Source organism: Kitasatospora sp. MMS16-BH015, assembly GCF_002943525.1.
In the GTDB taxonomy this organism is placed as follows: domain Bacteria; phylum Actinomycetota; class Actinomycetes; order Streptomycetales; family Streptomycetaceae; genus Kitasatospora.
Genome location: NZ_CP025394.1, coordinates 2,209,295 through 2,223,531, shown reverse-complemented (window position 1 = coordinate 2,223,531; position 14,237 = coordinate 2,209,295). Strand labels below are relative to the sequence as shown.

Sequence of the window (14,237 nt, the reverse complement as noted above, 5' to 3'; positions counted from 1 at the left end):
CCTAGACGCCCTGGTGGGGCGGGCTGACCTCGGCCAGCAGCGCGGTGATCTGCTCGGCGGTGCCGGGGTGGGCGGGCAGGGCGGCGGCCCGGTGGAGCAGGGGGCCGGCCTCGGTCGGGTGGCCCAGGGCGAGGTGGGTGCGGGCCAGGTTGAGGAGGCGTTTGGCGAGGGCGGGGCTCTCCGGGTCGGCCTCGCCGGCGGCTTCGGTGACGGCCACCGCGCGGAGCTCCAGCGGCAGGGCCTCGGCGTGGCGGCCGAGCTCGCGCAGGGCGTGGCCGAGGTTGCCGAGACAGCTGCCGGTGGCGGGGTGGTCCGGCCCGAGGGCGGCCTCGGTGGCGGCCAGCGCCCGGCGCTCCACCGGCAGCGCCTCCTCGTGCCGGCCGAGCAGGTAGAGCACGTACCCGAGGGCGGTGAGGGCCGCGCCGGTCTCGGCCGCCGCCGCGCCGTGGGCCCGTTCGGCCAGGCCGACGGCGCGTTCGGCCGGGGGCAGCGCCTCGGCGGGGCGGTCGAGGGCGAGCAGGTCCTCGGTCAGGTCGTACAGGTGGCCGAGGCTTTCCGGGTGGTCCGGCCCGAGGGTCCGTTCGAGGACGGCGAGGGCGCGTTCGTCCAGGGGGACGGCCTCGGCATGCCGGTCGAGGGCGGTGAGCGAGAACCGGACTGCGCTGAGTGCGTAGGCGATCTCCACGTGGTCCGGCCCGTGCAGGCGTTCGGTCAGGTCGAGGGCCCGCCGTCGGGCGGCCAGCGCCTCCTCGTCCTGCTCGGCCTCGGTGAGGGTCTCGGCGAGCCGGTGCAGGTAGGTGAGGGTGGTCGGGTGGTCGCCGTACAGCCGCTCCAGCCTGGCCAGTGCCCGGTGCAGGTGCGGTACGGCCTCGGCCGGGCGGCCGAGGCCGGTGAGCGCCTCGGCCAGGTTGCCGCCGAGCACCGGCAGGCTCGGGTGGGCCTCCGGCCAGCTGCGTTCGGCGATGGTGAGGGCCCGGCGGGCGAGCGGCAGTGCCTCGGCCGGGCGGCCGGCCGCCCGGTAGCTGAGCGCTAGGTTGCCGAGGGTGGCGCAGAGGGTGGGGTGGTCCGGGCCGTACACCGCCTCCTCGATCCTCAGCACCCGCTCCTCGACCTCCACCGCCTCGGCGGGCCGGCCGAGTTGGCGCAGCACGGTGCCGAGGGTGCCGAGCCGGACGGCCGTCTCCGGGTGGTCCGGCCCGAGCGCGGCCTCGGAGATCTCCACCGCCAGCCGGCTCAGCTCCAGTGCCTCCGCGCTGCGGCCGAGGTCGAGCAGTACCAGGCCGTGCCGGCCGATCGCCAGCGCGGTGTCCGGATGCCGGGAGCCGAGGGTGCGCCGGGCGAGTTCGGCGGCGCGTTCGGCATGCGGCAGTGCCTCCGCGTGGCGGTCGAGATGGACGTACGCGGTGGCCAGGTTGCCGTGGCGGGTGACCAGGGTGGGGTGGTCGGGCCCGTGGGCGGCCTCGGCGATGGCCAGGGCCCGTCGGTCCAGCTCCAGGACCTCCGGGTAGCGGCCCAGGGCGCCGTAGACCACGCCGAGGTTGCCGAGCCGGATGGCGATCATGGGGTCGTCCGGGGCGAGCAGCCGCTCGGAGAGGGCCAGGGCCCGCTCGGCGCAGCGGGCGGCCTCGGTCAGTCGGCCGGCCTCCCGGTACACCACGGCGATGTTGCTCAGCCGGGTGGCGAACTCCTCGTGCAGCGGGCCGTGGGCGGCCTCGGCGATGGCCAGGGCCCGCTCCTCCAGGGCCAGCGCGCGCCGATGGTCGCCGAGGGCGAAGTGGATCACGGCGAGGTCGCCGACGGCGGCGCCGGTGCGGGCGTGGTCGGGGCCCCAGGCGGCCTCGCCGACGGCGGCGGCGCGTTCGGCGAGCGGCAGCGCCTCGGTGGTGCGGCCGAGTTCGTGCAGCGTGTGGGCCAGCGCGCCGAGCCGGGTCGAGGTCTGGGGGTCGGCCGGGCCGTACGCGGCCTCGGTGATGGCGAGGGCGCGTTCGGCGTACGGCAGCGCCCGCGCGGGCAGCCCCTGGGCGCGCAGGTAGCGGGCGGTCGCCTGGCACAGCCCGGCCACCCCCGGGCCCGGGTGCTCGATCCGGGCCAGCACTGCGTCGACGTGGGGCAGCAGGGCCTGCCACTGCGGCCAGGCGGCGGGCTCCCCGGGGGTGCTGTCCGCCAAGGTCGCGTTGACGCAGCCGAAGGCGAAGGCGAGCCCGGCCGGGTCCTCCCCGGGGTCGGGGGCCGGCTCGGTGGTGCGCAGCACCGCCTGCAGCAGGCGGTGCACGGAGACGGTCTCGCGGGTGAGGGTGATCAGGCCGTAGTCCGCGAGGGTGGCCAGGGCCTCGTCCAGGTCGAGGTCGGCGCCCTCCTGGTCCTCGGTGGTGAAGAGCGAGAGCAGGGCGGCGCGGGGGAGGTCGTCGGGGGCCAGGAAGGCGAGGGCCCGGAGCACCGTGGTGGCGCCCGGGTCGGCCTCGTCCACGGCGGCCAGGGAGAGGTTCCAGATCCGGGCGATGGTCCGTTCGCCGTCCCGGCCGTCGCCCGGGCGGTCGTACATCCGGCCCGGGTGCTGCCGCAGCCGCCGCAGGTAGGTGGCGGTGTCGGTGCGGGTCCGGGCGATGTAGGAGCCGGCCTGGTGCAGGGCGAGCGGCAGGCAGCCGAGTTCGCGGGCCAGCGCGAGGGTGTCGGCGGGGTCGTCCGGGCCGGTCAGCGCGGTGAGGACGGCCGTCGCGGCGGGCTCGGTGAGCACCTCCAGGTGGATGACGGTGGCGGCCAGGCGGCCCCGGCTGCGGCGGGTGGTGAGCAGCAGGCGGCCGGTGGTGAGGCCGGTGAGCTCGCGGACGTCCCGTTCGTCCTCGACGTTGTCCAGCACGAGCAGCCAGCCGCGGTGGCTCTGCAGCCAGGCGAGCGCCCAGGCCGCGCCCTCCTCGGTGGTGGTGACGGCGGCCAGGGCCGGGTGCAGCCGGCGCGTCAGCGCGTCCAGCCCGGTGGTCAGGTGGTCGGGGGTGTCGGCGGTGAGCCACCAGGTGAGGGTGTGCCGGTCGAGCCGGGCGCGGGCGTACTGGAGTGCCAATGTCGACTTGCCGACACCGCCGAGCCCGTGGACCACCGCGATCCCGGCCGGCGGCAGCCCGGCCAGCCGGGCCAGCTGCTGCTCGCGGCCGGCGAAGGCGCGGCCGTCGGGGGCGGGGAGGTTGTGCGTGCCCGGCGGCGCCGGGAGCTCGGCGGGTGGGCGCAGCACCGCCTCCGGCAGGGTGATCCGTCGGAAGTCGGGGCGGTCGCCGGTGCTGACGGTGCCGGAGATGGTGTGGGCGGCGACCGAGCGGAGGCCGGCGGCGGTGGTGCTGCCCGGCTCCGTCACGGCCGGGCGCCGGGCGCGGTGGCCGGCCCCGGGCCGTACGGACAGCCGGGGTGGCTGCGGTGAGTGAAGACGGCGGCTGGGTGGGGCGGGCCGGGGCGGGCGCCCGGCGGTCTCGGCGCGGGGTGGCTCCGGCCGCTGGGTGCGGCGGCCGGGCGGGCGCGGCGGGTGGCCGGGCGGCGGGGGTTCACCGCTGGATGCGGGCGCGGTCGCCGGTGTTGACGGTGCCCGAGATGGTCTGGGCGGCGACCGAGCGGGTGCCGCTCGCGGTGACGGTGACGTTCGGGGCGGCCTGGGCGAGCAGGGCGGTGAGCTCCTCGGCCAGCGCGGGGTCGGTGCGCAGCAGGCGGCGCAGCTCGACCCGGAGGGCGGCCTGGCTGTCGGTGTCCGACGGGTCCTCGGCGAGCTCGGTGACGGCGGCCTCGACGGCGGGGCGGCTCTCCGTGCGGTGCAGCAGCCGGCCGAGCAGGCGCTGGCCGAGGCTCACCGTGGCGTCGGCGGCGGTCTCCTCGACCCGGTCGAGCACGGCCGTGCCGTACGCCGCGGCGGCGGCCGTCAGGTACGGCACCACCTCGGCCGAGAGCGTCGTGGCGTCCATGTCTGCGATCTCCCCCCGATGGGCTGAAACCCCGTCAGCGAGGGGCTGGGGAGAGCGTACCGGGCCCCGGGCCGGGCCCCACTGTCAGTGGGGGGAGTCACGATGGGATAACGCGGGCCAAGCCGGTCCGTGCCGCCCGCTTAGTCCACGGGGGAGCAGATGACCATCAGCCGGCCCGAGACCAGCACGCCCGTACCACCGCAGCCGGTGCCGCCCGCGTGGGGCGGCGCGGCGGAGCCGTCGTACGGGCCGGGGAGCGGGGTCGGCCTGTCGCGGCGCGCGCAGTCGCAGCAGGGGCCGCCGCAGCCACAGCCGGCGCCCTCGCCGGGGGCGGCGCCGCCGCAGGCCCGTCCTCAGCCGGAGCCCTTGCCCGGGGTGGGTCCGGGGGCGGGGCACGGGCGGGGGGCCGATGTGCATCCGGTGCTGCTGCGGGCCTCGGCGCCGCCGGCCGCGTTGGACTTGCTGCGGCACGCGTTCGGCACCCTGGAGCGGGCGCGGGCGGTGGAGGATCCGCTGCAGCGGTACGCCACGGCGCACCTGGCCGCGCTGCGGACCACGGCGGCCGTGCTCGCGGTGCGGGGCCGGCCGGAGACCAACCCCCGGCGCCGCCGGGCGATCCGCTCCGCCTGGGAGGTGCTGCCGGAGGTCGCGCCGGAGCTGGCCGAGTGGGCGGTCTACTACGCGGCGGGGGCCCGGCGCCGGGCGGCCGCCGAGGCGGGCATCACCGGCGCGGCCACCGCCCGCGACGCGGACGACCTGGTGCGCAACACCGCGCTCTACCTGCGGATCGTCCAGCGCCTGCTCCGCCTGGACGGTTCGACCCCGGGCCCCGGGGGGCGCTGAGCGGAGCGGCGGATGGCGCCCCGGCGTCGTCGGTGGGGGATCATGGCGCCGACCGATCGACGGCCGGCCCGCCGGGGCTTCCGCGCCGGGCGTGGAGCAGAGCAGAGACGAGGTACGCCATGAAGCTCGCCTTCGGGTGGAAACTGCACGGGGACGGGCGCTCCCCGCAGCCCGGGGCGGTGGTCAGGCCGGACGAGCGGCTCTCCTGGGGGCGGACGGTCGGGCTCGGGGCGCAGCACGTGGTAGCGATGTTCGGCGCCACCTTCGTCGCGCCTGCACGATGAGATTGGCGCATGACGACGCGTCAAGTACGGCTGTCAGGTGTCAGTTTAAATTTGATGTGATGTCAGTGACTTTCTGATTAGTGACGGTTGCCTTGGTTTTCGGCAGCCGCCACTGCGGACAGTCGATCAACCACCGCATCGGCAGCCAGCTCATCGCCCGCCCCGCCCGCGACCTCTTCCACCCCGCGCAGTGCCGCAACTCCCAGCCCGACAACCGGCAGGCTGCCCGGGCCGTGTGCGGCGGACGGCTGGACGCACCGGTGCCGCCGTCCGCCGCACACGGCCCGAACAGCTGGACCGCCAGCGGCTCCTGCACGCCCTGCTGACCGGCACCACGGCCACCGTGCGGAGCCTGGGCCGCCCGGTCGAGCCCAAGGTCTACTTCGGCGACCTCTACACCGCCTCCGTCCTACTGCGGCCGCCGCCACCGGCCGCCCACGACCCGGCGATCTGGACCACGCGCCGGCGCGACGACCACCACCTCCCGCACCAGCCCGCCGACGCCGCCCAGGTCCTCACCGCCGCCCACCTCCTGCTCGCCCTCGACACCGGGCCCGCCGAACAGAAGATCAGCGGCCTGTTGAGCGAGACCTGCCGCGACCAAAACCGCTGGAAGGCCCTCGCCCGCACCCACGATGTCTCACCCTCGATGCGCAACCTGATCCACCAAGCAGACGCGCGGCACCAGCTCCGCCTGCGGACCTACAACAGGGCATCCACCGTCCGAAACGTGGACATCCCGCCCATCAGCCCGAGAGCATTCACCTGGCGGAACGTCCCGCAGATGCTGCCCGAGACCTGGCTGAGGCAGCATTTCGACGTTCCCTGTGCCACCTGGCCGGCACTCCGACAGGCCCTGCCCATCCACCTGATCCAGATGATCACAGGCGCAACGCAGCAGCACAGCGCCGAACTGCTCGGCCTCCCCCGGAGCACCGGCGACTCGCTGCTGTTCGAAGCCCGCCGCCGCGTCACCGCCATCGGAGCGGCCGACGAGGTCAGAGCCGGCCTTCGGCGCCTCGCCGACCACCTGAACCGGCAGCCGGATCCGGTCGACTACCACCGGCGGCGCCGCGCACTCGCTACCTGGACCCTCCCGCAGGGCCGCTGGGATGCCCGAGCGCGGCTCCCGGCGCTTCGACGAAGGCGTGCGCCGCGAGGTGGCCACCGTACTGATCTGGGCAGACACCACGCAGAGCCACCACCGCCGGGCCCCGCTCGTCCGCGCCCGTGCCCAGGCCCATGACAGGCGCTGCTCGCTCCAGGTCGCCCTCGCCGACTCGCCTCCCAGCGGCGGCACGAGCGCACCTGGGACCTGCGGCCGATTGCCAGCCGCCTCGACGCGTACGCCCGCACGCTCGCTTCCCGCATCGACCGGAACAGCTGACTACTGCCACCAAGTCCCCAACGGTCAAGGGCCGGGAACTGCGCGCGTCGAACGGGCAGGTCTGCGACCGCCCGTTCGACGCCAGGCTGGAAGCACCGCCACGGAGCATAGATCGACAGCTTCGATCAGTGCTTCGTGGGCGTCGGATTCCTGGACCGCCCCAGACCGGGCTGATGACAACTACCTCGTTCAAGTGACAACTATCGCGTTCCGGCACAGGGCGGCGGGCCTTCGCCGTGCCCCGCGAGTGACCATTTTCGTTCATTTGTTCGCTCCTGGGCTCGTGGAGGCTTCCCTCGCCGCACTGGCACCGATGCTCCAGCTACGCCCAGCCCGGCAAGCTGGTCCCCGCGCTGCCCAGCCTTCAGGGGCTCCTGCCCGATGCCGGCCTGCGCCCCGTCGTGGTCGCGTCGGTGACGGCTGCACCGCGCTGATGCTCGGCCTGACCACCGCCGCGACTCCTCCGGAGTGTGGTGCGTGGCCGTCGGCTTCAGCGGGCTGGGCTTCCTGGTCGCTGCTGAGCTCGGTGTCGATCTCACGCGGCTTGTCTCCGTCGAGGAGCCAGGGACCGCCGGGAGGACGTCGCGGTCGCCTTGGCCGCCCGGCCGATGGCCCGGCTGGCCGAGCGGGCCGGATTGGACGGCGTAGACGCCGCTTGCCGGGAGGCCACCCGCCTCAACCCGGTCCAGCGGGCCGGGGAGCCCGAGGAGGTCACCGAGGCGATCGGCTGGCTGCGCTCGCCCGCCGCGAGCCTGGTCAACGGCGCTGTGCTGACGGTCGATGGCGGGACGACCGCACTCGACCCGGGCACGGTCGCGTTCGACTTCCGGGTCGCGCCCCGTGGTGGCGGGCCTGCGTAGTGATGGCCGCCGAGCGTCCGACGGGCCGGTAGGATCGGTGGTGGTCAGAGGAGTTGACGCATCATCGGGGAAGATCGGCGAAGCGCTGCCGATGGGCGGGGGCGGGAGCGATGAGGCCACGGTTGCGCCACTTGGTGGTGGTGCTGCCCGGGATCGGCGGCAGCGTGCTGCACCGGCCCGGCGGTGGGCCCCGATGGGACCAGCGCCGGCGGAGCATGGCGGCCGCGGCGCTGGACCCGGGGCGGCTGAATCTGACGGAGCATCCGACGCTGGATCCGGTCGGCCTGCTGCCCGGGATCAGGCTGGCAGGACCGTTCGTGCTGCCCGGCTACGACCGGTTGGTGCACCGGATCGAGCGGGCCTTCCGGGACGTCAGGGTGGACACCGCCAGGCCGGGCCAACCACCGGACCTGCGGGCCGACTTGCTGCTCTTCCCGTACGACTTCCGGCTGGGTGTCCAGGACGCGGCCGAGCGGCTGGCGGCGGAGCTGACGGCCCGGCTGGCGGGTGAGACCCCGGGGGCCCGGCGTCGGCGGGTCATCGTGCTGGCGCACTCGATGGGCGGCCTGGTCGCCCGCTACTGGCTGGGCCCGCTGGGCGGCGCGGCGGACTGCGCGGCGCTGGTGACCCTGGGCACGCCGCACCGGGGCGCGCCGAAGGCGCTGGAGCTGCTGGTGAACGGCGCCCGGGTCGGTCTGGCCCGGTTCGACGCGGTGACCGAGGTGCTGCGCGACTGGCCGGCGGTGTACCAACTGCTGCCCCGATACCCGGTGGTGGCCGCCGGGCCGGGCGGCGCGGAGCGCTACCCGTACGAGCTGGCCGAGGGCGTACCGGAGGGGTTCACCGCCCGAGCGAAGGCGGCTTTCGCCGTGCATCGCGACATCGAGGATGCCTGGGGCGAGTTGGCCGGGAGCGCTGAATTTCCCGAGGTGACACCGGTGTTCGGGCGCGGGCACGCCACCTTGCAGCAGGCCGTCTCGGTCGGGGCCGGGTTCGCGGTCGGGAAGGAGGCCCCGGCCTGGCTGCCCAATCCGGACTGGCACGGCGACGGCACTGTGCCGGCCGTCTCCGCGATCCCGATCGAGCTGGGGGAGCAGCCGTCGAAGTGGCGCGCCACCTCCGGGCGGCACCTCGAACTTTCCTCCGCCGCAGCCGCAGTGGAACTGCTGCAGAACTGGTCGGCGGGCTCGCTGCGGGCCGTCCGGGGCGACACCCCGGACCGGCCGTGGCTCGGCCTAGACCTGGACGAGGCGGTGCCCGCGGGCGCTCCGGTCGAGGTCGGGGTCACCCTGCACGGCGCCGAGGCGGACGAGCGCACCGCCGTCCGGGTCCGGGTCCGGCCGGAGGGTGACGCGGACGGTGCGAACTGGATCGCAGGGGTCCGGAGCGGGGCTGTGCAGTGGGCGGCCACGCTGCCTCCGCTGCGGCCCGGTGCGTACCACCTGACGGTGGAGGCGGTGCAGGTGCCGGAGGTGGACCAGCTGCGCTGTGACGAGGTGTTCGGTGTGGTCGGGGCGGGCGCACGGTGACGGCCAGCAGACCGCGCTGGAACCGGGCGCACGGCGCCGCCGGGCTGCTGCAGTACGTCCAACCCCGGGCGGCTGAAGGCCTGCTGGAGGGTCCGCTGCCCGGCCCGGCGGACGGTCCGCCGATGGACCGGGCCCGGCGGCTGTACGAGGCCTTCGCCGCTGCGGGCATCCGCTACGTCGACGAGCCGGTGGGCAGCGAGCCGGGGCGGCAGGAGATCCGGACCCCCGATCAGGTGCTGTTGCGGCCCCGCCACGCCACCTGCCTGGACCTGGCGGTCGGCTACGCGGGCGCCTGTCTGGGCGCCGGACTGCACCCGATCGTGGTGCTGCTGGACGGCGAGCGGCCCGAACGGGCCGCGCACGCCCTGGTGTTGGTCTGGCTGGGTGGTGACTGGGACGGGGCCGAGGCGTACGACTACCCGCTGTTGGACGTGCTGGAGCCCGGCGATGTGGTGTACCCGGTGGCACCGCCCGAGCTGCTCGGTGAGGTGCGCGCGACGGCTGAGGAGCCCGGTGCCTTCTTGGCCGTCGAGGTGACCGGGGTCGCGTCCGGTGGGTTGAGTTGGGAGCAGGCGGTGCGTACCGGAGCCGAGTTGCTTCGGGGTGGGGGCGGGCGGTGGTCCGCCGGGGTCGATGTCGGGGTCGGCTACCCGCAGGTGGACCCATTCCCGCTGCCGGGGTACCCGGCCGGTCCAGTGCTCGTGCCGTCGTATCTGCAACTGCCCTACGAAAGTGCCCCGTTGAAGCAGCTGTCGGCCCGGCATGAAGTGGTCGCCTTCCACCCACGGGACGAACTGGACCTGCTGCTCGACTGGTGCCAGGGAGCGGACGGCGGCTCGCCGACCAGGATCGCCTTGCTGCACGGCGTCGGAGGCGCCGGAAAGACCCGGCTGGCCGCCGAGTTGGGCAGTCGGCTGGCGGACCAGGGATGGCACACCGGCTTCCTGCTGCGCGACGCCGACCCGGCGGACCTGGCCTGGCTCGGGCGGCTGGCCTCGCCGCTGCTGGTGCTGGTGGACTACGCGGAGGAGGCCCGCTGGGAGGAGGTCAGCCGGCTGCTGCGGGCGCTGCGCGGCCGTCGGGGCCCGACCTGCGTGGTGCTCACCGCCCGCTCGGTGAGCAGCTGGTGGCACGACGGGATCGCCGACGCGCTGGAGAAGGAGGGGCACCCGTACCTGCTGCGCGACGTCCCACTGACGGCCCGTCACCCCCGGTCGGCCGGCGTGTACAGGGCCGCCCTCCGGGCGTTCGGTGCGACGCCGGGTGTGGTGCTGGGCGGCGAGCCCGAGTCCTACCGCTGGACCACCCTGGACCTCGTGATGCTGGCCTGGCTGGCGGCGCACGGCGCGGGCACACCGCCGGAGTCCGAGCAGGCCCTGTACATGGAGGTCCTGCGGCACGAACTCGCGTACTGGCGCCGGGCCTACCGCACCCAGATCGGCGGCAAGCCTCCGGCCGACCTGCTGCGGACGGCCGGTGCCTGCGTCAGCCTGCTCGGCCCCCGGCGGGAGCGGCTGACGGCCGTGCTCGGCGCGGTTGAGGAGCTGGCCGGGGCCGCCCGCTGGCGGACCGAGATCGCCGACCTGCTGGTCGAGTTGCTGCCCGCCGCACCCGAGGACGGCTCGCTCGCGATCCGCCCTGACCCGGTCGGCGCCCACCTGCTGGCCGAGGTCTTCGGTGCGGACGAGGCGCTGCTGCGCCGGTGCTTCGAGCTCGCGGACCGAGAGGAGCGGCTGAACGGGTGCGTCGCGCTGTCCCGGGTGGGAGACGGTGAACTCAGCTACCGGCTGGCCGAATCGGCGCTCCGGGGCGTGCCGGAGCTCTGGCAGCCGGCCCTGGTGGTGGCGAGCACGCAGGGCGGCCCGTTCGTGGCGGCGCTGGAGACGCTGGCCCAGGTGGAGGACACCCTGTTGCCGCTCGCTCTGCTGAGGGACCTGCTGGCGGCCGGGTACGTCACCACGCGGCGGCTCGCGATGATCGTGGCCACTCGGCTGGCGCCGTTGTCGCTGGGCGAGGAGGACGGTGCGGCGCGGGCTCTTTGGCTGGTGGAGTTCTCGATCAGGCAGAGCGAAGCGGGGGATCACGACGGCGCGTTGGAGTCGGCGCAGGAGGCGGTGGTGCTGCTGCGCCGGTTGGCGGCGGGCGGTGCGAGTGAGCGCCGATTCCACCTGGCGGGGGCGCTCAGCCAACTGGGGGTGGCGCAGGCCGAGACGGGACGACGGAATGCGGCGGTGGTGTCGGGGCGCAGGGCGGTGGCGCTGTTCCGGCGGTTGTCGGGAGATGAGTTTCCCAACCGCCCTTGGGCGCTGGCCGGGGCGCTGCACAATCTGTCGCACCATCAGGGGAGCGTGGGTGACCGGGGCCGCGCCCTGGTGACCAGCAGGAAGGCGGTGGAGCTGTACCGGGCGCTGGCCGAGGGTGGTGCGGAACAGGCCGTTGCGGCGCTGGCCGATGCTCTGAACGGACTCTCCATCCGGCAGGTCGAGGCCGGAGAGCTCCAGCAGTCGGTGGGTACGGCCGTCGAGGCAGTGGAGATCGCCCGCCGCCTGGTCGCCGAGGACCCGACCGTCCACCTGCCCCGGCTGGCGTGCGGACTCAATGGTCTGTCCAACCAGCTGGCCGCAATGGGGGAGCCGCGTCGTGCGCTGCTGGCGATCACCGAAGTGGTGGAGATCAGAGGGAAGTTGGTCCGGTTGGACCCGGACGCCCACCTGGAGGACTTCCTGGCCGCCATGGTGAACCTGTCGGTGCAGAGACACGCCAACGGGGACCGGACCGGGGCGGTGCAGGCTTCGCACGCGGTGGCCGAACTGCTTCGGGGACTCCCCGACACCGGGCGGTTCCGTCTGATGCTGGCGACGACGCTGCAGAACCTCTGCCACCAGCTGGCCGACATCGGCGACCCGGCGGCGGCAGTGACGGCGGCGGACGAGTGCATCGGTCTGTTCCGCGCGCTGGCAGCAGAGAGCCCCGAAGCGTTCCTCCCGCAGCTGGCGGCGGCGCTGTCCAACCGGGTGGCGGTTCAGCAGACGGCGGGTGACCCCGGGGGTGCGCTCACCACGGCGGTGGAGGCCGTGGCGCTGTACCGAGGGCTGGCGGCGGACTTCCCCGAGGCGTTCCAGCCACTGCTCGCCGTGGTACTGAGCATCCTGGCCGGCCAGCAGGCATACAACGGCGACCGGGTCGGGGCGCACCGTACCGGGCAGGAGGCGGCCGACCTGTTCTCGGTCCTGGCGGAGCGAGCCCCCGGAGTGTTCGGCCCTCGGTTGGCGGGTGCGCTCACCAACCTCTCCCACCACCAACGCGACGTCGGACTGCAGCGGGAAGCCTTGGCTTCCGCAGAGCGGGCGGTTGACCTCCGCCGGGAGCTCGTCCGGGCCGACCCGGCGCACCTGCCAGAGTTGGTGAGCTCGCTGACGGCGCTGGCGGCGAGTCGCACCGAGTTGGGTGATCTCCGGGGTGCGCTGAGCGCCGAGCGGGAGGCGGTCGAGAGTCAGCGGTGCCTGGTGGCCTTCGACCGGGCCGGTCACCTGGTCGGACTGGCCGGAGTGGTGCACAACCTGGCGCTCACCCTCGGCCGGGTCGGGGAGCAAGACCAGGCCCTGAATGCGGCGGCGGAGGCGGTGGAGCTTCAGCGCGAGGTGACGGACAGCAATCCCGTTGGCGGCCGGGCCACCCTGGCCGTGCTGTTGAATACGCTCGCGATCCAGCAGCGCGGATCGGGTGACGACCTGTCGGCTCACGAGACCTCCCGTGAGGCCGTCCGGATCCAGGAGCAGCTCGCCCAGGCGAATCCGGGCGCCTTCCTGCCCGGACTGGCGATGATGCTCGGCACTCTCGCGAACAACGAGGCCGCCGCCGGAGAGTGCACGGCGGCGTTGGAGCTGGCCCGCCGGTCGACCGAGATCCGCAGTAGGCTGGCGGAGGCCGCACCGGGGGTCTTCGGGCCGGAACTCGCCAATGCAGTAGAAAATTTGGCTGCCCATCAGGCGCGTTCCGGCGACCTGGCGGGAGCCCTGGAGTCGGGTACCCAGGCGGTGGAGCTCCACCGGGCCCTCGCGGTGGCAGAACCGGAAGCGTACCGCCCCGACCTGGCCCGGTCGTTGAACAACCTGGCGGTGGTGCAGGCCATGAGCGGCGCCCTGGCCGAGGCCGTCGGGTCGGCCACCGAGGCGGTGCGGATCAGCCGGGAGCTGGTGCTGACCGATGTGGAGCCGTACCTGCCTCCACTGCGCAAGCACCTCCAACTGCTGTTGATCCAGCTGGTAGAGCACGCCGGCCTGCCGGAGGTCCTGCGCCGGTCGGAGCAGGTGATCCACGGTCTCCCGAGCGAGGTCCGGGCCCAACTCCTGACCGAACGCGCACAGTTGCGCACCCGGCACGGTGACGCCACCGGAGCCGTGGCGGACCTTGCCGAGGCCGCCCACCTGATTGACGCAGGTGGGAACCCGGTCCGGGCCGGGGAGGTCCGCCGGGCAGTGCGGGGGATGCTCGAAGAACTGACCGAGAGTGGGACCGACCTACCGCCGTTCCCGGTCTGGGCGGAGCTGGTCACCGACGTGGACGCCCGTTTCTACATCGACCTGTGGCGCGAGCAGGAGACCTGGGCCGAACAGGCGGCGCTCGCCCGGAAGATCGGCGACGACCTGCTGTACCCCGCCCTGCACGACACCCTCACGGTCGCCCGTGCGATCCACCCCGAGGAGGGCAGCCTCGACCTGCTGGCCGACCTACTTGCCTCGGCGGTCGAACACGGCGCCGCCGAAGCGGTGCGGCTGTTCTCGATCGCGCACGAGCAGTGCCAACTGATCGTCGGTTGGCTCTCCTTGGCGACCTGGCAGGAGAAGTACGAGTACCTCCGGGCCAACCCCCGACTGCTGACGGACCCGCGGATCAGGACGGTGCTGGAGTCGCGAGGTGACAACCCGTCCGCCCGTCTCCATCTCGCGGTCCTGAGCCTGACCGATCAGCTCGAACCCGCAGAGGTGCACGACGCGGCGACCGACCCAGCGGCTGCCGCCGATGTCGGGATCACCCTGCTCGAACGGGGTGAACCAGCCGCGCTGGCCGCGCTGTTCACGGTCGCACCGCTGCTGCGCGAGCAGACTTTCACGGGGGCCTATCTGGAGTCCGTGCTGCTGCTCCCGTCCGCCGAAGCGGGCCGGGCGGCGGACCTGATGCGGAGCGCGGCCGCCCAGGGCTCGGCGGTTCAGCGCGAGGCGGGCGCGCTCCGGCTCCGTCGGCTGGCCGATCGATGGCCAGCGGCCCAGGACGGGCTGCGGAAGCTCGGCGCGATCCTGATGGAAGGACGGTGAGCCCCGGCAAGGCCGGCCGCTCGGACGACTACCGGGGGACCGCGACGCTCGAGTACTGGAGCAACCCCGCTGACCTAC

At 74.4% G+C, this 14,237-nt stretch carries 8 protein-coding genes and 1 pseudogene; 7 read left to right on the top strand and 2 right to left on the bottom strand.

Annotated elements, in window-relative coordinates:
- Position 1: 1 nt before the first annotated feature.
- Together fxsT and CFP65_RS09495 are read right to left on the bottom strand one after the other, a co-directional pair.
- Complete coding sequence (fxsT, locus tag CFP65_RS09500; protein WP_104815695.1) at positions 2 to 3,346, bottom strand: FxSxx-COOH system tetratricopeptide repeat protein; 3,345 nt, start codon at positions 3,344 to 3,346, stop codon at positions 2 to 4.
- A gap of 184 nt (positions 3,347 to 3,530) precedes the next feature.
- Positions 3,531 to 3,941: a hypothetical protein gene (locus CFP65_RS09495; protein WP_104815694.1), complete on the bottom strand. Its 411-nt coding sequence runs from the start codon at positions 3,939 to 3,941 to the stop codon at positions 3,531 to 3,533.
- Between the two features lie 366 nt (positions 3,942 to 4,307).
- Here CFP65_RS09495 and CFP65_RS09490 point away from each other — a divergent pair, with 366 nt between their 5' ends.
- From CFP65_RS09490 to CFP65_RS09465, 7 genes and pseudogenes are all read left to right on the top strand, one after another.
- Complete coding sequence (locus CFP65_RS09490; protein ID WP_104815693.1) at positions 4,308 to 4,784, top strand: SAV_6107 family HEPN domain-containing protein; 477 nt, start codon at positions 4,308 to 4,310, stop codon at positions 4,782 to 4,784.
- 119 nt (positions 4,785 to 4,903) lie between these two features.
- Positions 4,904 to 5,059: pseudogene (locus CFP65_RS09485) on the top strand (nitrate reductase); the annotation flags it as partial.
- An 89-nt stretch (positions 5,060 to 5,148) separates the two neighbouring features.
- Positions 5,149 to 5,394 carry a hypothetical protein gene (locus CFP65_RS38825; RefSeq protein ID WP_158702114.1) on the top strand — a complete coding sequence of 82 codons (246 nt, stop codon included), beginning with the start codon at positions 5,149 to 5,151 and terminating at the stop codon, positions 5,392 to 5,394.
- 17 nt (positions 5,395 to 5,411) lie between these two features.
- Positions 5,412 to 6,314, top strand: a complete 903-nt coding sequence (locus CFP65_RS09480; RefSeq protein ID WP_158702113.1) for a hypothetical protein — start codon at positions 5,412 to 5,414, stop codon at positions 6,312 to 6,314.
- Between the two features lie 734 nt (positions 6,315 to 7,048).
- Positions 7,049 to 7,315 carry an SDR family oxidoreductase gene (locus tag CFP65_RS09475; RefSeq protein WP_371682391.1) on the top strand — a complete coding sequence of 89 codons (267 nt, stop codon included), beginning with the start codon at positions 7,049 to 7,051 and terminating at the stop codon, positions 7,313 to 7,315.
- Positions 7,316 to 7,437: 122 nt separating this feature from the next.
- Positions 7,438 to 8,844 carry a triacylglycerol lipase gene (locus CFP65_RS09470; RefSeq protein ID WP_104815691.1) on the top strand — a complete coding sequence of 469 codons (1,407 nt, stop codon included), beginning with the start codon at positions 7,438 to 7,440 and terminating at the stop codon, positions 8,842 to 8,844.
- On the top strand, positions 8,841 to 14,159 hold the full coding sequence (locus CFP65_RS09465; RefSeq protein ID WP_104815690.1) for a tetratricopeptide repeat protein: 5,319 nt from the start codon (positions 8,841 to 8,843) through the stop codon (positions 14,157 to 14,159). The genes CFP65_RS09470 and CFP65_RS09465 overlap by 4 nt, the downstream gene beginning before the upstream one ends.
- The last annotated feature ends 78 nt before the right edge of the window (positions 14,160 to 14,237 follow it).

Bases quoted from the DNA above. Each gene is read 5' to 3' on its own strand.
- CFP65_RS09495 (WP_104815694.1), bottom strand. From the start codon at position 3,941: ATGGACGCCACGACGCTCTCGGCCGAGGTGGTGCCGTACCTGACGGCC.